The organism is Pseudomonas sp. AO-1 (assembly GCF_019775695.1).
Taxonomy (GTDB): Bacteria; Pseudomonadota; Gammaproteobacteria; order Pseudomonadales; family Pseudomonadaceae; genus Aquipseudomonas; species Aquipseudomonas parakoreensis.
This window is the reverse complement of sequence record NZ_CP079949.1, coordinates 17,521-36,165: the sequence shown is the minus strand read 5'-3', so window position 1 is coordinate 36,165 and position 18,645 is coordinate 17,521. Positions and strand designations below refer to the sequence as shown.

The 18,645-nt window shown below is 62.5% G+C and carries 23 protein-coding genes; 3 read left to right on the top strand and 20 right to left on the bottom strand.

The features are described 5' to 3' along the window. Positions 1 to 4: 4 nt before the first annotated feature. From KVQ82_RS31250 to KVQ82_RS31230, 5 genes are read right to left on the bottom strand one after another with little or no spacing between them, the layout of a single operon-like run. Positions 5 to 274 carry a VirB3 family type IV secretion system protein gene (locus KVQ82_RS31250; RefSeq protein WP_124084140.1) on the bottom strand — a complete coding sequence of 90 codons (270 nt, stop codon included), beginning with the start codon at positions 272 to 274 and terminating at the stop codon, positions 5 to 7. After that, the gene (locus KVQ82_RS31245; RefSeq protein WP_124084141.1) at positions 271 to 663 is read right to left on the bottom strand and encodes a TrbC/VirB2 family protein; all 393 of its coding nucleotides are present in this window, start codon (positions 661 to 663) and stop codon (positions 271 to 273) included. The genes KVQ82_RS31250 and KVQ82_RS31245 overlap by 4 nt, the downstream gene beginning before the upstream one ends. Further along, positions 660 to 1,730 carry a P-type conjugative transfer ATPase TrbB gene (trbB, locus tag KVQ82_RS31240; protein ID WP_198833938.1) on the bottom strand — a complete coding sequence of 357 codons (1,071 nt, stop codon included), beginning with the start codon at positions 1,728 to 1,730 and terminating at the stop codon, positions 660 to 662. Before trbB ends, KVQ82_RS31245 begins: the two co-directional genes overlap by 4 nt. After that, a complete protein-coding gene (locus KVQ82_RS31235) occupies positions 1,727 to 2,203 on the bottom strand; it encodes a ribbon-helix-helix protein, CopG family (protein WP_124084143.1) in 477 nt (158 codons plus the stop codon). Before KVQ82_RS31235 ends, trbB begins: the two co-directional genes overlap by 4 nt. Further along, positions 2,200 to 4,194, bottom strand: a complete 1,995-nt coding sequence (locus tag KVQ82_RS31230) for a conjugal transfer protein TraG (protein WP_198833937.1) — start codon at positions 4,192 to 4,194, stop codon at positions 2,200 to 2,202. Before KVQ82_RS31230 ends, KVQ82_RS31235 begins: the two co-directional genes overlap by 4 nt. Before the next feature lie 89 nt (positions 4,195 to 4,283). Here KVQ82_RS31230 and KVQ82_RS31225 point away from each other — a divergent pair, with 89 nt between their 5' ends. Further along, positions 4,284 to 4,463 carry a hypothetical protein gene (locus KVQ82_RS31225; protein WP_198833936.1) on the top strand — a complete coding sequence of 60 codons (180 nt, stop codon included), beginning with the start codon at positions 4,284 to 4,286 and terminating at the stop codon, positions 4,461 to 4,463. Here KVQ82_RS31225 and KVQ82_RS31220 read toward each other — a convergent pair. From KVQ82_RS31220 to KVQ82_RS31160, 14 genes are all read right to left on the bottom strand, one after another. Continuing rightward, positions 4,430 to 4,696, bottom strand: coding sequence for an EexN family lipoprotein (locus KVQ82_RS31220; RefSeq protein WP_198833955.1), 267 nt, complete (start codon positions 4,694 to 4,696; stop codon positions 4,430 to 4,432). The genes KVQ82_RS31225 and KVQ82_RS31220 overlap by 34 nt on opposite strands. 2 nt (positions 4,697 to 4,698) lie before the next feature. Then, on the bottom strand, positions 4,699 to 5,643 hold the full coding sequence (locus tag KVQ82_RS31215) for a LysR family transcriptional regulator (protein ID WP_124084146.1): 945 nt from the start codon (positions 5,641 to 5,643) through the stop codon (positions 4,699 to 4,701). A gap of 182 nt (positions 5,644 to 5,825) precedes the next feature. Then, positions 5,826 to 6,674, bottom strand: a complete 849-nt coding sequence (locus KVQ82_RS31210) for a universal stress protein (RefSeq protein ID WP_124084147.1) — start codon at positions 6,672 to 6,674, stop codon at positions 5,826 to 5,828. A gap of 89 nt (positions 6,675 to 6,763) precedes the next feature. Further along, positions 6,764 to 8,251 carry a SulP family inorganic anion transporter gene (locus KVQ82_RS31205; protein ID WP_124084148.1) on the bottom strand — a complete coding sequence of 496 codons (1,488 nt, stop codon included), beginning with the start codon at positions 8,249 to 8,251 and terminating at the stop codon, positions 6,764 to 6,766. A gap of 315 nt (positions 8,252 to 8,566) precedes the next feature. Next, positions 8,567 to 10,561 carry a relaxase/mobilization nuclease and DUF3363 domain-containing protein gene (locus KVQ82_RS31200; RefSeq protein WP_198833935.1) on the bottom strand — a complete coding sequence of 665 codons (1,995 nt, stop codon included), beginning with the start codon at positions 10,559 to 10,561 and terminating at the stop codon, positions 8,567 to 8,569. An 8-nt stretch (positions 10,562 to 10,569) separates the two neighbouring features. Beyond that, on the bottom strand, positions 10,570 to 11,013 hold the full coding sequence (locus tag KVQ82_RS31800) for a hypothetical protein (RefSeq protein ID WP_260688139.1): 444 nt from the start codon (positions 11,011 to 11,013) through the stop codon (positions 10,570 to 10,572). Beyond that, the gene (locus KVQ82_RS31195) at positions 11,010 to 11,609 is read right to left on the bottom strand and encodes a S26 family signal peptidase (RefSeq protein WP_198833934.1); all 600 of its coding nucleotides are present in this window, start codon (positions 11,607 to 11,609) and stop codon (positions 11,010 to 11,012) included. Before KVQ82_RS31195 ends, KVQ82_RS31800 begins: the two co-directional genes overlap by 4 nt. Beyond that, positions 11,606 to 12,151 carry a DUF2840 domain-containing protein gene (locus KVQ82_RS31190; RefSeq protein WP_198833933.1) on the bottom strand — a complete coding sequence of 182 codons (546 nt, stop codon included), beginning with the start codon at positions 12,149 to 12,151 and terminating at the stop codon, positions 11,606 to 11,608. Before KVQ82_RS31190 ends, KVQ82_RS31195 begins: the two co-directional genes overlap by 4 nt. After that, positions 12,148 to 12,435 carry a chromosome partitioning protein ParB gene (locus tag KVQ82_RS31185; RefSeq protein WP_198833932.1) on the bottom strand — a complete coding sequence of 96 codons (288 nt, stop codon included), beginning with the start codon at positions 12,433 to 12,435 and terminating at the stop codon, positions 12,148 to 12,150. Before KVQ82_RS31185 ends, KVQ82_RS31190 begins: the two co-directional genes overlap by 4 nt. Beyond that, positions 12,432 to 13,070: a ParA family partition ATPase gene (gene parA / locus KVQ82_RS31180; RefSeq protein WP_198833954.1), complete on the bottom strand. Its 639-nt coding sequence runs from the start codon at positions 13,068 to 13,070 to the stop codon at positions 12,432 to 12,434. Before parA ends, KVQ82_RS31185 begins: the two co-directional genes overlap by 4 nt. 289 nt (positions 13,071 to 13,359) lie before the next feature. Continuing rightward, positions 13,360 to 14,220, bottom strand: coding sequence for a replication initiator protein A (locus tag KVQ82_RS31175; RefSeq protein WP_222019496.1), 861 nt, complete (start codon positions 14,218 to 14,220; stop codon positions 13,360 to 13,362). A gap of 14 nt (positions 14,221 to 14,234) precedes the next feature. After that, positions 14,235 to 14,516 carry a helix-turn-helix domain-containing protein gene (locus KVQ82_RS31170; RefSeq protein ID WP_014995090.1) on the bottom strand — a complete coding sequence of 94 codons (282 nt, stop codon included), beginning with the start codon at positions 14,514 to 14,516 and terminating at the stop codon, positions 14,235 to 14,237. 75 nt (positions 14,517 to 14,591) lie between these two features. Next, positions 14,592 to 15,398 (bottom strand): DUF2285 domain-containing protein, encoded by an 807-nt coding sequence (locus KVQ82_RS31165; RefSeq protein WP_198833930.1) that lies wholly within the window; start codon positions 15,396 to 15,398, stop codon positions 14,592 to 14,594. 321 nt (positions 15,399 to 15,719) lie between these two features. Continuing rightward, entirely contained in the window at positions 15,720 to 16,067 is a 348-nt protein-coding gene (locus KVQ82_RS31160; RefSeq protein WP_198833929.1) for a DUF2958 domain-containing protein, read from the bottom strand. Between the two features lie 265 nt (positions 16,068 to 16,332). On the opposite strand from KVQ82_RS31160, the gene KVQ82_RS31155 reads away from it, so the two are divergent. Further along, positions 16,333 to 16,623 (top strand): helix-turn-helix domain-containing protein, encoded by a 291-nt coding sequence (locus tag KVQ82_RS31155; RefSeq protein ID WP_034018414.1) that lies wholly within the window; start codon positions 16,333 to 16,335, stop codon positions 16,621 to 16,623. A 52-nt stretch (positions 16,624 to 16,675) separates the two neighbouring features. Continuing rightward, a complete protein-coding gene (locus KVQ82_RS31150) occupies positions 16,676 to 18,187 on the top strand; it encodes a hypothetical protein (RefSeq protein ID WP_198833928.1) in 1,512 nt (503 codons plus the stop codon). A gap of 39 nt (positions 18,188 to 18,226) precedes the next feature. Here KVQ82_RS31150 and KVQ82_RS31145 read toward each other — a convergent pair whose 3' ends face one another. Further along, entirely contained in the window at positions 18,227 to 18,541 is a 315-nt protein-coding gene (locus tag KVQ82_RS31145) for a DUF736 domain-containing protein (RefSeq protein ID WP_198833927.1), read from the bottom strand. Positions 18,542 to 18,645 lie beyond the last annotated feature (104 nt).

Here is an 18,645-nt window from a genome sequence, read left to right as displayed (position 1 = left end):
CCCCCTATGCGTCCAGCAGTGGCTTGTGGTTGATGTGCCGGGCGAAGACCTGCATGAACTGCGGATCGACACGCGCACCCCAGACCGCCAGCGAATGGCCGACGATCCACAGCACCACGCCGGGAATCCACAGTTGCAGGCCCAGCCCGACGGCGGCGGCCAGCGTGCCATTGGCAATCGCCACGGTGCGCGGCGCGCCGCCCAGCAGGATCGGTTCGGTCAGCGAGCGGTGCAGCGGCACCTCAAAGCCCGGAAGATCGGTGGCCGTGCTCATACAACGGCCCCGCCGGAGAAGCTGAAGAACGACAGGAAGAAGCTGGAAGCCGCAAAGGCAATGGACAGACCGAAGACGATCTGGATCAGCTTGCGGAAACCGCCACTGGTATCGCCAAAGGCCAGCGCCAGACCCGTCGCAATAATGATGATGACCGCGACGATGCGGGCCACCGGCCCCTGGATGGATTCGAGGATGGATTGCAGCGGGCCTTCCCACGGCATCGAGGAACCGGCGGCCTGCGCGGTTCCGGCCAGGAACAGCAGCAGCGCGGCCAGCAGCAGCCCTTGCCCTGCAGGGCGGGCCAGGCTGCGCAGTCGTGCCAGGCTGGACAGGCGGAGAAGCGGATTTACAGAAAAGCGGAAAGCAGGAACGTGCATCTGCGTCATGGCAGTTCTCCAGGTTGGTCAAGGGACGGGGAAGTCGCAGCGGCATCGGCTGCAAGAGGAACCGGCGTCAGCTCGGGAAACGGCGTTTCCAGCGCATCCGCCAGGCGGTAGCCCACGCCGTCGAAACCGACGACGCGGGAAATGGTTTCGACGTGGCGCTTGCGACCGCGGCCTGCGATGTGGATCACGACATTGACCGCCTCGGCGATCAGGGCGCGGGGCGGATTCACCGCCACTTCGAGGATCAGTTGCTCCAGGCGCAGCAGTGCGCCCAACGCGGAGCCGGCATGAATGGTGGCGATGCCACCGGGGTGCCCGGTGCCCCAGACCTTCACAAGATCCAGCGCTTCGCCGCCGCGCACTTCGCCCACGATCACGCGATCCGGGCGCAGCCGCATCGTGGTGCGCACCAACTCCTGCATCGACACCACGCCCGCACGGGTGCGCAGCGGCACATGGTCACGGGCTGCGCATTGCAGTTCGATGGTGTCTTCGAGCACCAGCACGCGGTCGCCGGTGACGGCGATCTCGGCCAGCAAGGCATTGGCCAGCGTGGTCTTGCCTGTACTGGTGCCTCCGGCGATCAGGATGTTGTGCCGCTCGCGCACGGCATGACGCAGAAACTCGGCCTGCCCAGCGGTCAGGATGCCATCGGCCACATAGCGATCCAGACCGATGATGCTCACGGCACGCTTGCGTAGCGCAAAGGCTGGGCCGGGTGCGACGGGCGGCAAGATGCCCTCAAAGCGCTCGCCGGTTTCTGGCAGTTCGGCAGTCAAGAGCGGCTGGCCGCAATGCACCTCCGCTCCAACATGGGCAGCGACCAGGCGGATGATGCGTTCGCCATCAGCCTCAGGTAGTTCGACGCCCAGCGGCGCACGGCCAGACGACAGCCGATCCACCCACAATGTCCGGTCGGGGTTGAGCATCACTTCCACCACGTCCGGGTCTTCCAGCGCAGCAGCGATCACCGGCCCCATCGCCGTGCGCAGCATCTGGATGCGGCGATCCTGGGACGCCGCAGCGGATGAGCGCGGTTCGGGCGGGAGCTGTGGAACGGCACTCATGAGGCACGCTCCGCAGTGCGTTCATGGGCGGCAGCCATCGCCGCCGCGTCATCCATGCGCATGGGGTCAGAATGCAGTTCTTCCACCACATCGCGTACCAGGCTGCGGCCCCGCAGCAGGTGGCGGCCCAACTGTTCGACGAACTGCTCGAAACGCGCCTTGCCCTGGGCACGGGCAGCGTCTTGATGCACCTCGGGTACTGGCGTGCTGACGGTAAGGAAGTAGCGGATGAACAGCGCGAGTGTTTCGATCTGGATGTTATGGTCACGCTCCAAACGCTCGGCCTGCCGTGATAGGCGATCCAGTCGTTTGGCGATGGCTGCCTCGCGCTGGTCGCCCGCGTCCGGTGACAGCCATGACGCCAGCGCCGCTGCGACGATGGACGATTTGGATACGCCTTTCTTGGCGGCCAGTTCGTCGAGGCGCTTGGCATGCTCGCGCTGAATGAACAGATTGAGTCGGTATTGGCTCATAGGTCGATTCCGTCGTTGCGGTCGAGGGATGCCAGTCGCGCCGTGCGTTGCATGGCGGGGTCGAGCTGGCTAGGAAGCGGCAACGGGTCGTCGTCATCGAGCAGCGACAGGTCGCTGGCCGTGTATTCCGGCCCGGGGTCATAGGCGACGGTTTCCGACAGTTCGGGCTGACGGCGTGGGCCGCCGTCATCGGTCTGACCCAAGTTCTCCAGGTCATCAGCGGATGCCGTAGCGGGTACGGGCGGAATCGCCAGCCCGCTCCAGTCGTCAGGGCGCGCAGGCGGCACATCCGCAGAGCGGCCTGCCGTCACCGCAGGCGGAGGCAATACCCGTTGCTTGAAATTGGCGTCGGCGAAATAGCGCAGCTTCTTCGCCTTGATCGGCGCGACGCTGGACACCATCACCACGGCCTCATCGGGCGGAAGCTGCATCACTTCGCCCGGCGTCAGCAGCGGCCGCGCCGTCTCCTGCCGCGACACCATCAGATGCCCCAGCCACGGTGCAAGACGGTGGCCTGCGTAGTTGCGCTGGGCGCGCAGCTCGGTGGCAGTGCCGAGGGTTTCAGAGATGCGTTTGGCGGTGCGCTCGTCGTTCGTGGCGAACGTCACGCGCACATGGCAGTTGTCGAGGATGGAATGGTTCTGCCCATACGCCTTGTCGATCTGGTTGAGCGACTGTGCGATGAGGAAACTGCGGATGCCGTAGCCCGCCATGAAGGCCAGCGCCGTCTCGAAGAAGTCCAGGCGGCCCAGCGCCGGGAACTCATCGAGCATCAGCAGCAGCTTGTGGCGGCGTTGGATGCCGTCACTGCCATCCAGCGATTCGGTGAGCCGTCGGCCGATCTGGTTGAGGATCAGCCGGATCAGCGGTTTGGTACGGCTGATGTCGGACGGCGGCACCACCAGATAGAGCGATACGGGGTGCTCGGCGGAAATCAGGTCGGCGATGCGCCAGTCGCAGCGCGAGGTGACTTCGGCCACCGTGGGGTCGCGGTACAGCCCCAGGAATGACATGGCGGTGGAGAGCACGCCCGACCGCTCGTTGTCCGACTTGTTGAGCACTTCGCGGGCAGCGGATGCAACGACGGGATGCTGCGTATCGCCAAGGTGCTTGGTCGTCATCATCCAGTGCAAGGTCAGCTCGAACGGGCTGGCCGGATCGGACAGGAAGTTGGCGACGCCACGCAGCGTCTTGTCTTCCCCCGCGTAAAGCACATGCAGGATGGCGCCGACCAGTAGCGCGTGACTGGTTTTCTCCCAATGGTTGCGCTTCTCCAGTGCGCCTTCGGGATCGACCAGGATGTCGGCGATGTTTTGCACGTCGCGTACTTCGTGCGCGCCACGCCTCACTTCCAGCAGCGGGTTGTAGGCTGCCGAACTGGCATCGGTCGGGTTGAACAGTAGGCAGTGCGAGAAACGCGAGCGCCAGCCTGCGGTGATCTGCCAGTTCTCGCCTTTGATGTCGTGGATGACGGCGGACGCGGGCCAGGAAAGCAGCGTCGGCACCACCATGCCCACGCCCTTGCCGGAGCGCGTCGGCGCAAAGGTCAGGACGTGTTCCGGCCCTTCGTGCCGCAGGTATTGGCCATCATGTTGGCCGAGAAAGACCCCAGCGGGCTGCGTCAGCCCGGCCTTGCGAATGTCGGCAGCATCGGCCCAGCGGGCAGACCCGTAGGTCGTCACCTTGCTCGCCTGGCGCGAGCGCCACACCGACATAGCGATGGCGACCGCCACGGCTAGCAAGCCGCTGCTTGCCGCGATCATGCCGCCGGTATCGAACACCTGCGGCGCGTAGGCATCGAAGAAGAACCACCACTCGAACAACTTCCAAGGGTAATAGACCGGCGTGCCGTGGAAGTCGAACCAGGGCGAGCCAAGGCGTAGCTGGTAGCCCAATGCAGCGGCTGTCCACTGCGTGCCACCCCACACACCGGCGATCACGATGCCGAAGACGGCGGCGATCTGCCCGAACAACACGCCCTGAGCCTGCATACCCTGACCTCCGATTTTTCCTGCGCTGCTTCCCCGTGGAAAACGCGGCACAAAGGCGTGCCACAGGCGTCAGGATCGGTGCCGGTTCAGTGCCGGTCAAAGACCGTTATCGGCAGCAAGGTGATGCAAAAAGCATGGTTTCATGCAGAGACGAAACCAGTAAAAACGTCGCAGGCGTGGGCGCGCTGCAGCGTATTGAGAAAGAAAACGAGGATTTTTGGCAAACCGCCAACGATCAGAACTTGGGCGGCATTTCCGGTGGTGTGTAAGGCACCTTGCCATCGCCGAAGAACCTCTTGTTCATCGCCTCTGCCACCCGGTTACACAGCACGTCACCCATCGTCGGGCGCTCGGTCTTGCACTGGCGGCGCAGTTCCTTCAAGCGTGCGGGGTCAGCGGCCAAACTTTGCACGGTCGGGACGTTCGCCCCCTGCCCCTGCGGCTCGGACGGGCCGCAAGCCGTGAGCGCAGCAACCAACAGGAATGGAGCAATCAGCCTCATGGTCATGGTTCGGTTTCCTCCTGGGGATCGGGTTCCAGGGCGCACGTGGTTCTACTGCCCTCCGGTGATTCGATGACCTGTACACGTCCGATGAAGCGCGTCAGGACGTCCGAGGATTTACCCTCCCTATGGAGCACATAGGTCGTCAGCAAGGCGGCGCGGCCCGCTAAGGGCCGCGCAACCACGCCCGGCTCACGACAACCCAGGATGTGCGGCGCTCCGGCCAGCCCCAGCGCAAAGCCTGCTGCGACCAGTACCATCATCAGATCAAACGATGCCACACGTTCAGCAATCAGTGGCTCCATGTCAGCACGTCGCAGGACGCGCTCGACCTGGCGCGCGTGGCCTTCGCACACCTGTGGATCGCATAACACCAGCGGATAGCGCAGCAGTTCTTCTAGTGGGATGCGCTTGTGCCTGAGCAGTGGGTGACGTGCAGGCACCGCCACCATCAACGCATTGCTCCAGACCTCCTTGGCCACGATGCCATCACCGACTTCGTCAGACTGAGCAAAACCTACGTCGTACAGATCATCATGCAGCCCCTTGACCTGCTGCGCTAGGGGAACCTCGAACAGGCGGATCTCGACTTCGGGCTCCTCCTGCCGGCACATCGCCAACAAGGTTGGCAGGCGTGAGGGCGTGATGCCATCTGACAATGCGATGCGCAACTGCGCTCGGAAGCCGTTAGCTGCCGCCTTGACACTATCGCGCGCCTGCTGCAAGGAGGTAAAGATGCGCGGCACGTGTTCCAGGAATAGCTTGCCCGCCCGCGTTAGTCGCGTGCTGCGACTGGTGCGTACGAATAACTGTTCGCCTAGCTCTTCTTCCAGCTCCTTGATGGTGCGCGACAGCGGTGATTGCTCAATGTGCAACCGCTCGGCAGCCCGAGCGAAATGAAGCTCTTCAGCAACTGCCAGAAAACATCGGAGGTGACGTAATTCCATCAAAAAATTCCCTTTTACTGCGACTCAATCCTTCAGGAATACATAGTGAGAGGTCGGTACTGACCTGACCACCACGGGACCCTAGGTTGAGCCGCAGTGCGTGAACAATCAGCGGGCCGCGCGCCTTGTTTGGCGCTCCCAACAAGGTCCATATCGCGTTTGCGAAAAGTGTCTGTCCGGTATCAGTGGAGCAGCAGCAGAGGAAGTTTGGCCCAGCGCAGCATGCTGGTCGTCGTGCTACCAACCAGAAACTGGCGAATCCGTGAGTGGCCATATGCCCCCATTGCGAGAAGGCTAATCGCGTGTTCCTGGCAGTAGGCTTTCAGCACATCCTCGACATCGCCCTGGCTGATTGTTGCGTGGGTCGTGTAGCCAGCCCGCTGCAACTCGTCAGCCGCCCATTCAAGTTGCGCCTGATGGTCCACTGATGACTCGACAACCATCAGAAGATGGCAGTGGAGACCGTTGAGTAGTGGGCTCCGTACTAGGTGCTCAACCACACGACGGCCGTTAGCGCTACCGTCGAAAGCAACCAGAAAGCGTTGCGGTTTTACGAACTCTGCGGGTATTACAAGCACCGGACACTGCAGAGTGCGTATAACGCTCTCGACATTGCCGCCGATGTGATGGAGATTACTTTGGCCATGCTCGCCCTGGCGGCCGATGACCAGCAGACGGATATCGTCCTCCATTGCCTTGAGGGTATCGATCAAGTTGCCATGGCGTTGCAGCAAATTAGGATTTACAACCCCAAGTTGGCCTAAGCAGCGAGTAGCCGCTTCAAGCAGGCGTTGGCCGTGTTCGCGCGCCAAACGGCCGCGTTTCTCGTCCAATTCCGCTAGTTCTTGAAGTAGATTTTCGCGACTGTCGAGCCCTATGTTGCCAGTTAAATCGGAGGACACCTGGGACGCTTGTTCTAGAACATGCAGTAAGGTCAGGGGAGCAGCAAGGCGCAAGCTGGCCCAAGCGGAGTAGTCGCATATCGCAATTGTCGAACGCGAACCGTCGATGCAAGAAACGATTGTTTTCATAAGAGTTCCTCTTAGCCTCCATATGGCACGGAGCGCATGGGTGGTAGGGGCCACTTCATACGGAGCAGCCCATCAAAAGTCGGCAGGGTTTAATGCGCCATCAACTTGTCTAGGGCATCGGGCTTATCGTGCACGCCGAAGCGGTCGACGATGGTGGCGCTGGCCTCGTTCAATCCAAGTACTTCGACCTCGGTACCTTCTCGACGGAATTTGATGACCACTTTGTCCAGTGCAGCGACGGCCGTGATATCCCAAAAGTGCGCATGCGTTAGATCAATCGTGACCCTCTCAAGCGCCTCCTTGAAATCAAACGCTGCCATGAACTTGTCTGCCGAGCTGAAGAACACCTGGCCGGAGACTTTATAGCTGCGGAGTTTGCCGGCTGCATCCAGCGAAGAACGGATGCTCATGTAATGGCTGACCTTATTGGCAAAGAACATACCGGCCAGCAGCACGCCAGCCAGCACACCGAAGGCTAGGTTGTGAGTAGCTACGACAACCACAACAGTGACAACCATGACGATATTCGTCGACAACGGGTGCTTCTTGAGGTGGCGCAGCGAATCCCAACTGAATGTGCCGATAGACACCATGATCATGACTGCCACCAGCGCTGCCATCGGAATTTGCTTCAACCAGTCACCTAGGAAGACAACCATCAGCAATAGGAATACGCCCGCGGCCAGAGACGACAAACGGGAGCGACCGCCTGATTTCACGTTGATGATCGATTGACCAATCATTGCGCAGCCAGCCATGCCGCCAAGCAGGCCTGAGGCGATATTCGCAATTCCTTGTCCCTTGCACTCACGGTTCTTGTCGCTGGGAGTGTCGGTCAAATCATCGACAATGGTCGCCGTCATCATCGACTCCAGCAGACCGACCACGGCCAGCGCCGCCGAATAGGGGAATATGATCGCCAACGTTTCGAAAGTCAGTGGCACGTCAGGCCATAGGAAGACTGGCAGCGTATCCGGCAGTTGCCCCATATCACCGACCGTGCGGATATCCAACCCAACCGATATAGCAACCACGGTCAGCACAGTGATGCACACCAGCGGCGATGGAATCAGCTTGCCGATCTTGGGGACATAGGGAAACAGGTAGATGATGCCGAGACCTGCAGCTGTCATGGCATAGACGTGCCAAGTTACATTGGTCAGTTCGGGAAGCTGAGCCATGAAAATCAGGATTGCCAACGCGTTTACGAAGCCGGTCACCACCGAGCGCGAGACGAAACGCATAAGTGCGCCCAGCTTGAGCCAGCCCGCGCATATTTGAATGAGGCCAGTGAGAACTGTCGCGGCCAGCAGATACTGAAGACCGTGTTCTTTAACCAGCGTCACCATCAGCAATGCCATAGCGCCCGTGGCGGCCGAAATCATGCCAGGGCGCCCACCTGCAAAGGCGATTACGAAGGAGATGCAGAACGAACCGTAGAGCCCTACTTTAGGGTCTACGCCTGCAATGATTGAAAAGGCAATTGCCTCAGGGATGAGTGCCAACGCGACAACAACGCCAGCGAGTAAGTCTTGCCGGACGTTGTACAGCCAATTCTGGCGCAAAATTTTTATCATTAGTCTATTCCAGGGCGTGCTCAAGCACAGGCTGAAATAGACATAGAGGCGAAACTTATTTCGCTCACGAAATAAGTAACTCAACCCCAGAGAAGGGTTGACGAATCACGACCAGTCGAATAGGCAGCCTCGTGCGAGCGAAGATTGATTTAAGAAAAGGCTCGCTTCGAGACTGATAACTACACTGGTAAAAACTCCGGGTTGACTGGACGTGGGTCAATTTTTTGCTTAGAGATTGTAACCAACTTCCTGCATAGACGCAAGCTGCTACATATATACGAAATGAGCTCCAACAGAGCGGTGCCCTGTGTCAGTCTAGATAAGATGACCACGCTGCCTCTCAATCTCCCACGACACTCCACCACCTCTCATCGTCGCGGCAAGTTGCTGTCCCTGGCGCTGTCCGATCACTGGCCGCCACGGCACCAGACTGAATCCCATACCGTCTTCGAGCATCGCATACCGCCCGCTGACGAGCATGACCGAGCGCCGATAAATGCCCGCGACACGCTGCCCGTCCGTGACAGGGCGATGCTCCAGGCCGGTTTCGACAGCAATGTCACTGGCGGCCTGAGCAAGTTCCCGATTGCGTAGCGTGCCCAGCAAGTTGCGCGCCAAGATCACACGATGCCCGCGTCGCCGAGCCAACCCCTGTTCTTCGAGGAAATCGGCACGCTGTTGTAAGGCTTGTTTTGCTTCGCCCCCAAACCCTAGGTCGCCCAGCTCGCGGCCGCCGCTGATCAACTGCTGATCCAGCCAAGTCGCCCCGATCACGCGGGCCTGGCGCTCGATGGGTAGGTGCGATTTCAACTCCACAGCCACGCCGCCCAGCCGTTGCGCGTCGTGCTGGCGGCCACGCTCGGCTAGGTCGTCCGGCACCATCCATAAGCCATCGGCCACGCGCTCCACGATGCCGGCCCGGCGCAGGGCTTCCAGCCGGCGAACATGGACCGCAACGACTTCCAGCGGGTTGCGGCCGGACTTGGCACGGCCTTGCTCGATCGCCAAGTGATGATCGGCGCGGTACCGGCCGTCGCTCGCCAGCGCGGCGATGTTTTTGTCAGCCGTCCGCATCTCGGCGGAACCACGCACCTCCACCACCGCACCTGTAGGGTAGTTCGTCAGCTCGTCCCGGGCGCTCAAGGTGAGGTAGTGGGCCTTGCCGTCCGCGCCGTCGATGACCAAATAGCCATGGCCGTGCAGTTCGTCGACGAGCCCCTTGGCAGCGACGCGACCGACGATGGTGCGGCCATCCTCGGCCTGCTCGAACACCGCCAGCTCGCGCGGCTGTCCGCTCATTGCCCGCTGCATCGTTCGGATAATGTCGCCACGCTCGCCTAGAGCACGCAGGGTCTTTTTCGCGTCGGCATGGATGGCCCAGGTGCCGGGCTGCACCTCGTCGGCCAGGCCCAGGCGCTGCAAGCGCTGCAACCGGCCGATCAGCAGCAGGCGCTGGCGTTGCAGCCGGGGTTCGTTGAAGCGTTCAATCTGCACTCGGCGATCCTCGCCGGCCTCACGCTGCAACGTGCGATCCAGGCTCGTCCACCGCTCTTGCTCCACTTCGCGCTGCAAGGTCTGCTGGATCTCCAGTTCAGTGCGCGGCCCCAGCCATTCCGTCGCCAACTCGGCTGCCCTGTGGCGGAAGCCGTGGGCGATGTAGTCGCCGGCGATGATGAGGTCTTTGCCGGCATCGTCGCGTCCGCGCACGATCAGGTGGGTGTGCGGGTTATCGGTGTTCCAGTGATCAACGGCCACCCAGTCCAATCGAGTGCCCAGATCAGCCTCCATGCGGTTCATCAGGTGTCGGGTATAGGTGCGCAGGTCGTCCAGTTCGGCCCCGTCTTCCGGGGAAACGATAAAGCGGAAATGGTGCCGGTTGTCGGTCGCCCGCTCCTTGAAGGCGTCGAGGTCAGCCTCGTCGGTCTGCGGCCCGTAGGCCCGGCCCGGCTTGCCATCCCGGCCCGCGCCGTCGCGCTCGATGTAGCGCAGGTGCTTGGCGAGCGACTGCGAGCTGGCCCGTTGCTGATTTACCAGCAGCGTCTTGATGGTCACGCGCCGCGACAGGGGCGTCAGCTTCGCCCCGGCGAAGCGCGCTGCCGTATGGCCGCGCCCCAGGCGCGAACCAGGCCGCTGGCCGGCGTGCTGGCCGTTGCCACCAGTGGTACCAGGACGGCGCATCGCCGACTTGCCGCCGCTGGCCTTGCCAGCCTGCTTGAGCACCTTGGTAACGAAACTCTGGCTCTGGCCCTTACCCCGGTTCTTTGGGGCGCTCGGACGCACCCGGAAATCATCGTCGCGGCGGTCGGTCATAGCTGCGCTCACTGCAAGCTCTGGCGTGTCCAGGCGTGCGGAGCACGCAGACATGCCTGCATTGGCGCGGGCCTCGCGCCCCACGCAGCACGGCGGCGAAGCCGCTCCGTGCTGCGCCACCCCCACGTGCAGACTTGCTTTCGACGCGGCCCGGTGCCGCGTCCTTTTGTCTTGCCTTCCGCCTTTGCCCCTCGCTGTCGCTCAGGGCATCGGCGGCCCGGCGGTGCTGCACTGCTTGCAGCCCGCCCGCCGGCGAACGCGCCGATGGCCGCAGGCCAGGCACGTTCGAGGCAAGACGCCTGCACGCTGGACGGCTGCGCCGGATGTTGCGCGTCGTGCGGTGCGGATGCGCTCGCACGACACGCGCGACGACACGGCGACGGCCTGCAAGATGACATGCCCGATGGCACGATGAGATGCACGGTAACGTGCAGCGAATCGGAGGCCATCATGGGCGTGTCTCCAGCCAGACCGGATGCGCAATGCCGATCACGGCGGTCGCGCTGACCGGGCCGAAATACCGGCTGTCGAACGATGCAGGATTCGTCACGCTCAGCAGGAACAGCTCGCCTGGTTCTAGACGGCGGCAAAGCTGCCAGGATGGCAACGGTCGGCCAAGCCGATCGGCGGGCAGCACGGCGGCCATCGGCACGCCGTCGATGAGTACCTGACCGGCGACGATGCAAATGTGTTGTGGTGCGACAGCGCCCACACGTTTGAGCAGAGGAATGTGGGCTGGCAGGTAGCCACGCTGCGCAGCGAGTGTGGCAGCTTCAGCAGGCAATCGGGTCAGGACGATGCTGTCCACGGACAAGGGACGTGGCAGCGAGCCGGTGTCGTGGCGCAGCGGATCGACGCGATACCAGCCGACCGGAACACTGTCGGACGGGTTGTAGATCAGGCGCGGCAGCGGCTGCACGAAAGCCGCCCAGGCCAGCGCAGCGAGGCCGACGACGGCGAAGCCCGCCAGCAGGATGCGAGCGCGCAGGCGCGAGCGAGGATGCGGCGCGGCTTCGGGCGTGCGCGCGGCGGTGGAATGAGCGGTCATGGCAGCGCCCTCCCGGCCAGCCAGGCGGCGTGCCGCTCGGCGGTGTATTCGGGCAGCGGCAAATGCGCGGCGAGCCTGTTGGCGAGCGTGCGCCAGTACGCGGGCGACACGTCGATGGCAGCGATACCCAGCGCCTCGATGCCGTCGATGCGTTCCAGCACGGCGCGCACACTGGCGTCACCTTCGGCATGCAGCAGCAGGCACGCGCCTGGCTGCACGCCGGGGATGCGCTGCACGGCATCAAGCGGTGTAGCAGCCTGCATCACCATGAGCTGCCAGCGGATCGTGCCGTAGTCGTTGGCCTGCCAACGAACGCGGCAGAGGATTGCACCCGGCAAGAACATGGCACAGCGCCGCCAGCGATCGAGCTGGAGCGTGCGCGCTGGTTCGCCGAAGCGCAGGTAGAGCTTGAAACGCGGTTCGATGTAGGCGAGCGATACGCGCATCAACGGCGCGCTGCTAGGCTGGCTGGACGGTGCAGCGTGCACAGCCGTGATCGCGATGGCGGGCGGTGCGGTAGCAGACAATGCGGATGTGGTCATGGCGTGTTCTCCCTGCGGTGTTCTGGAAACTCGCGCTCCAGCAAACCGCGCAGCAGGTCGGCCACGGTCACGCCTTGCGTGAAGGCCGACACCTTGATACGTGCCCGCATGGCAGGCGTGATGTCGAGGGTCAGGCGCGCGGTGTAGAGGTCGCACTTGTTGAGCGCATCGGCGTCGCCTTGGCGAATCCACGCCTCGGCGTGCGGATTGGCGGGCGGACGCGCGCCGATGCCGACCCGCTTGGCCGGGCGTTTGCCGTTGGGTGGGTTGCTGTTGTCGCTCATGACGGCCACCGCAGCAGCTCATCGACCAGCGCGGTGATTTCCTGCGCTGCAGCGCTATCGGGAGCCGTCTCCCGCACCAATCGCCCCGCAGTCACGCTATCGGCAAAGACGATGCGCTGACGCACCTCGCTGCGCAGCGCTGGCAACGGCTGTTCGGCCAAGGCTTGCCGTGCTTCGCGCCCGATCACCGTGGTACTGACGCGCCGGTTGATGACGAAGGCCGCGCGCAGCGCAGGCCGGAACACCTGCGCCTCGCGGATCAACGCCACCATCTCGGCACTGGCCCACAGGTCGTAGGGGCTGGGCTGCACCGGGATCAGCACCCGTTCGGCCGCCAGCAGCGCGGAGCGCGCCAAGGCGGCAATCCTGGGCGGCCCGTCGATGATGACGTGATCGGCGCGGCGGGCCAGCTCTGGTGCTTCCTGGTGCAGCGTCTCGCGTGCAAGGCCCACGGCGCTGAACAGCCGGGGTAAGCCTTGCTGGCTTCTGCGCTGCGTCCAGTCCAGCGAGGAACCCTGCGGGTCGGCGTCCAGCAGCACGACGTGCTGACCACGCATCGCCAGCTCGCCCGCGATGTGGGTGGCGAGCGTGGTCTTGCCGACACCGCCTTTCTGGTTGAGCAAGGCGACGATCATGGCGCGGCCCTCCAGCTTGGAAGGCCGGACTGTTTTTGCCGTGCCGAACGGGGTGGTTTGTGCGGCTTTTCCTGGCTGGTTTTTCGGCCTGCGGTAGTTGTCCACCGCAATGCTGCTTCTCTACCAATAGTTAGAGAATTTAAGTTAGTAATGTTAGAGGGATCGCAAACCCGCGCCGTTACTGGCTTTCCGGCGTTTTCGTACTCCTGATAGCACGATAGGCGTACTCCTGATAGCACGACACCTCTTACTCCTGATAGCACGACCCCATCCACAGCTTGTCCCGCTGTTATCCCCGTGCCGTCTGCGGCACGGGCCGAAAGGTCAGCAATTCCATGTCGTCCTCGGGAATCCGCACGATGCCCAGCTCGTATCCCGGCAGCGATTGCCGGGTGACCAGCGCCCGCAGGTCGTAGGCGAAATCCGAAAACCGAGTGCTGCTGCCCGACTTGCGGTGCAGATGCCGGAAGTCGAACTGCCAGCCATATTCCTGCCTGCCGCCATGCTTGCGCACCAGGCGGTACAGCCAGCGCTCGATGCCGCCCGTGAGTCGGAAGTACGTCGGGTCGATGGTCAGCACCAGGGCGGCGTCCAGCACGCCCGCATAGAACCAGTCCGGCAGGATCAGCTCGATGCCCAACGGCGTGCCGTTGGCATCGGCCAGCTCCTTCCACTCGTTGATCCACGAAAAGCGGTGCAAGCGCCTTCCCGTCGTTTCGCGGATGGACGTGGCTACCGTGGTCGATTGCAGTCGGTCGAGCGCGGCCTTGAGACGCTGGTAGTCGCGCAGCGACTTGCCGCGCCCGATGAAGCGCAGGATCTCGTAGGGCGTGGCCTGCATCCGCCGGGACGGCTGGATGCCCGCGTCCTTGGCTTCGACGATCTGGCTGGCCGCCCAGATCAGGATGTCGGCATCCCAGATGGTGGCAATACCATGCTCCTGCGTGCCTTCCACGCGGATGGTGATGTTGCCGCTGCGGAAGTCGATCGGCGCGGTGCGCCGCGACTTCGCCAGCGAGAAGAACGGATAGGCCATCAAGTCCTGGGCATCGCGCGGTGCCATGTCCTCGCCCGGCAGTGCTCGGAACAGGTCGAGCTGTTCGCGCTGCTGCAAGGCGTGCCCTGGTGGGCGGGACATGGCGATGGACACCGGCGATGCGCCGATCAGCGCGCACGACTGTCAGCCGAGTGGTGCTCGGCATATTCAGGATCGGAAGTGGTCTCGAAGCTGCGCGTTTCCGCCCAGGCATCGAGGTCGGCCACGGCGTACATGACGCGGCGACCGAACTTTCGAAACTTCGGGCCACCACCGATGACGCGCTGTTTCTCCAGCGTGCGCGGTGACAGGCGCAGGTAATCGGCGGCCTCATCGTTGGTGAGATAGCGTTGGGGTTGTGCGGGTGTGGCAACGGGAGCGGCGGCAGGCCGCAAGGGAGCAGGTCGCATGGGATGGTCCTCCATCAAGCCCGGCCACACAGCGCAGCCGGATAGAGGCAGTCTCAAGAAACTTGGGACTCTTGCTCAGGGACGTTCTGCAGGGGATGCGAAACGTCCCCCCTCATGCGAAGTGACAGCCGGAAGCTGTGCCAGACGGCGATAGCCGCCGCGCATCAGCCTATCGCCTCGGCGTACCAGTCGCCGCACGCGGGCGCGCAAAGCACTGTCGGCGTGCCAGTCGGCGGTAACGGCACCCACACCAAACAGCCCTTCGGCGACTTCGCGCAAGGACGCGCCCGCCAGGGTCGCGTCCAGCGCCTGAAGCGTGTGCAGTTCCAGCAATGCGGACAGCGGCGGACGCGGCCGGACGGTCGCCGCAGGTACGGCGCCGGCGGCCACGGCGATCTTGTTCAATTCGCTCGCCAGGGCCGCATAGCGTTCGCAAGGCGCGGCGCAGGCCCGGATGGCATAGACGTAAGCCATGCCATCGGCCAAGTCTGGCGCGAGCACGAAACGCAGGCAGCAGCCGGGCCAGCGCGCCACCAGCACCAGGCGCTTGCCGTCATGGATCAGATGTTTGTGGCCCGGCAGCTTCCAGAACTCAAAACACAGCGCATCGGGCGGCGGATCTGCATCCGGGTAGAGCTGCACCACGGCATCGTGATCGGGAAACCAGGCCGGGTGCGCGTCCCGCGCATCCAAGGCGTGATCTTCCAGCAAGCGCAGCCCCCAGCTCTTGGCAGCATCCGGTTGGCGACGACGGCGCAGCCAGTCGCGCCGGTAGTCAGGATGGCGGCGCAGGTACTCCCAGGCCAGCGCCGGGCCATCGAGGTGCAGAACGTAGAGATATGCCGCCGTGGCATACCACGGCTCGGCACTGCGATCAGCCATAAGGCAACCTCCCTGTGCTGGGGATGCGTCGCCACAGCGAAACGGCGTGCTACGAGGCCATCGTCAAAACGTCATGGGTGAAGCGTAAACTGGCAGTGTCAAGACCGATGAACTCCGATGCGCTGCTGAAATCGTCCGAGTGCGACGGCGGCAATGCACTCCAATGGCATGCCGCGTCGGTCAGCTTGCCGCAGCCCGCGCCAGGCATCATGACCGTTTCGATCTGGCACGCACCGCTACGGTGCAACACTGCCGATTCAGACCGAACGGGTCACAGACCAGACCGAAATAGACACAATGCGCCTCGCTTCGCGGTGGCATTCAATCGTTTATCGAGCCGTTGTCTTCGGCCAGTCGCAGGTATTCCGACAGCCGCCGCACTGGCTGGAAATAGCGATCCCGTATCACGGGCTGCTGACGCGGCCCGACGATGGCGGCTAGGTCGGCCAGCTTCACCGTTCCCAGCGCAGGCATGCCAATCCCCAAGTCGATCAGGCCGTGGGCAGTATCGCCATTGGCTGGGTCGAGCGAGGCTAGCAGCCAGGTAGCGTGAGCATCTGGCGTGAACAGGCGCACCACGGGCAGGGGGTCGGTGTCCTGCCCGGCAGCGCGGGCCTGGCCGTTGGACAGCAGGCGCGTGCGCTCGTCGGCGGTGATGAGCGGAGTCATGGCTGTACGTCCACAGACTCGCAGAGCAGCAGAGGCACTTTCACGCCTTCCAACGAAAGCACCAAGGCGCAACCCCACGTATCCGCAGAGACGTAGAAGCACGAAGGCACATGCACGGAAGTCAGGAAAGACACGGATCAGGCTCTCCGCTTTTGAAGAAAGCCGCAAATGCGGATTTCAGTAAAGGCACAAAAACAGGTGAGATTGGATGAATGAGTTAAATATAACGTGGTTTTAATTGTGCTGCGAATCGACGCTTCTGTCTATGCAGAAGCGAACCGTCCAGCGCGGCCGACCGGCCGGCTCCACCACCTTCGACGCCGAGCTGGCCCAGGCCTTCGGCGCGGCGGTGCGCGCACTGCGGGTCGAGCAAGGCGTGGCGCAGGAAACCTTGGCACATCAAGCCGGTATCGAGCGTTCTCACATGGGCAAGATTGAGCGCGGCGAACACATGCCCACGCTGGCGATTATTTTCAAGATCGCGCGTGCGCTGGGGCTCAGCGTCGCCCACTTGATGGGGGCCGTTGAAGAAGTCCTGGGCGAAGTGCCTAATTGACTCTGCATCGCATAGCTTCGCTTGGCGTGGTGCAACTTTGGAAAGGAACTCAATGGCGAAGACATGCATCGTGTGCGGACAGGCCGCAGGCTCTGGGGAGCACGTTTTTCCGGCGTCTCTTGGAGGCCGGCGGGTCAACTCTGGCATCTATTGCCCCAAGCACGACAACAGCTATTCGGGTCTCGTCAATGAGATTGCCGAGCAGCTCGACTTCCTCAATGCATACTTGGGCGTTCGGCCGGATCACTCCAAGCACCCCAAAACTGCCTATGGCGAGCACACGCTGACGGGAGAGACCGTTTCGATCTCTGCCAAGGAGATCAAATTCACGAAGCCCCGCGTCATCTCCCGCACCGCAGTTGGCGAAGGTGAAGAGTTGCATCTGGCATTTCCCAACCAGCAGTCCGTCAAACAGTTCGCAAAAAAGATGGAGGACGATGGACATGAATGGATGCCCTTGTCGAAGCCGTCCACTCGACCGTACATCACGGGTTCCATTCACCATAAGCGCAAATTTGGCGGTGCCTGTGGTCTGGGTGCCATCGCGTACATGACGCAGACATTCTTTGCTCAGGAGTTTCCGGAGGTCGCTCGATCAGGGGCGCTTTCTAACTTCATCGACTACACGCAAGCTATCGCCAAGGTCGCAGCGCTGGGCGGCTGCGAGCAGCGGCCGGAAGAACGCGAGGAACTGATCAAGGCACGCGCAGCAGTGACGGCTGCGCTGGAGCTCTTCGGAGGCATGGCGCCGACCTGGTGGGATTTCAGCCCGCCCGCCGGAGCATGCGCCAACAAGTTTGAATTTGGGCATCGAGTGACGGTTGGTATTGATGGCTTCGACGGCCAAATCTACGGCCGTGTCGCGCTGTTCTCCACTTTAACCTTTGCCGTACACCTGGGCACGGCACCGCAGGGTTCCGCCACGCGAGAAGTGACCGTGGACATTGATCCTCTCGCGGAGCATCCGCCACACGATATCGGCAAACATCAGGTGCTCTCAGCGCTAGGCCGCGTTCAAGTGCCGGAACACTCTACCGAAGGGCTTGCGAATGCGCTCGCCGACGGCACGCAACAGCGTGCATTCGCAAACCTGCTGGAACGCTTGGAAGAACATCAACTCCTCAAACTGGCTCGCACCATGAGTATGGCGCTCGCGCCATGTTCCACCTTGTCGCCATTTGAAGCGCGAACACTGATCGAAAAGGAACTTGACCAACAACCACAGCAAATTTGGCGCTTGGTCACTTTTGTCGTTGAAGGCTTACGGGCGAAAATGGTCAAAGACGGCATGGAAAGCATTACCCCAGTGCTCGATAACCTGATTGCGTATGACGCTCAATCAGCAAGCGGTCTATCGCAGCAGGCCGAGGCCACGTTGGCCCTGGCCAAAGCCGCATTAGTTGCACAGATGGAGCAAGACTGCGCAGCAGGCGGACTCCATGAGGAACGCATTGCGGAACTCATGGGCAGAGGCCCTGGCCTTTATGCCGTGGGGCAGTTGGTGCTGGCCCCTGTCTTGCAGGTGTTTAGTGAATCCGCTCACCCCAATGAAGTGAGCAGGTAAGCCAAGCGCCTCGCCATAGTGGTCGAGGCGCTGAGGTGGTTACGCCGCCTTGGGCTTGCTGCGCGACCAGATCAGGTCGTGTGCGCCGTCCTCGCCTTCGATCAGGCGGGCATAAACCGTTGCAGGGAACGAAGGATCGTCCAGGGTCACGGACACATAAGGGCGTCCGGCCTCGCTGGTCTTTTTCCACGCTGCGCCGATGTCGTGGCTGGCTGCTTGCAGGCGGTAGTCGGGAGCGTTCTCGTTGTCGCCCTTGTCGTTGGGAACCAGCTTGACCTTGACGTTGAGCGTCAGGGTGCGAAGCGAGCCGGTGAAGCCGTCTTTCTCTGCGGTGAAGGTGCCGATATTAGCCATGATGATTTCTCCTTTCGGGTTGAACAAGGTCGCGCCAGTGCGTCCTTGTTGTGATCCGTCCGGTGGGGGATGGGCTGGCCGCACTGCAGATCGGTCTCAACAAC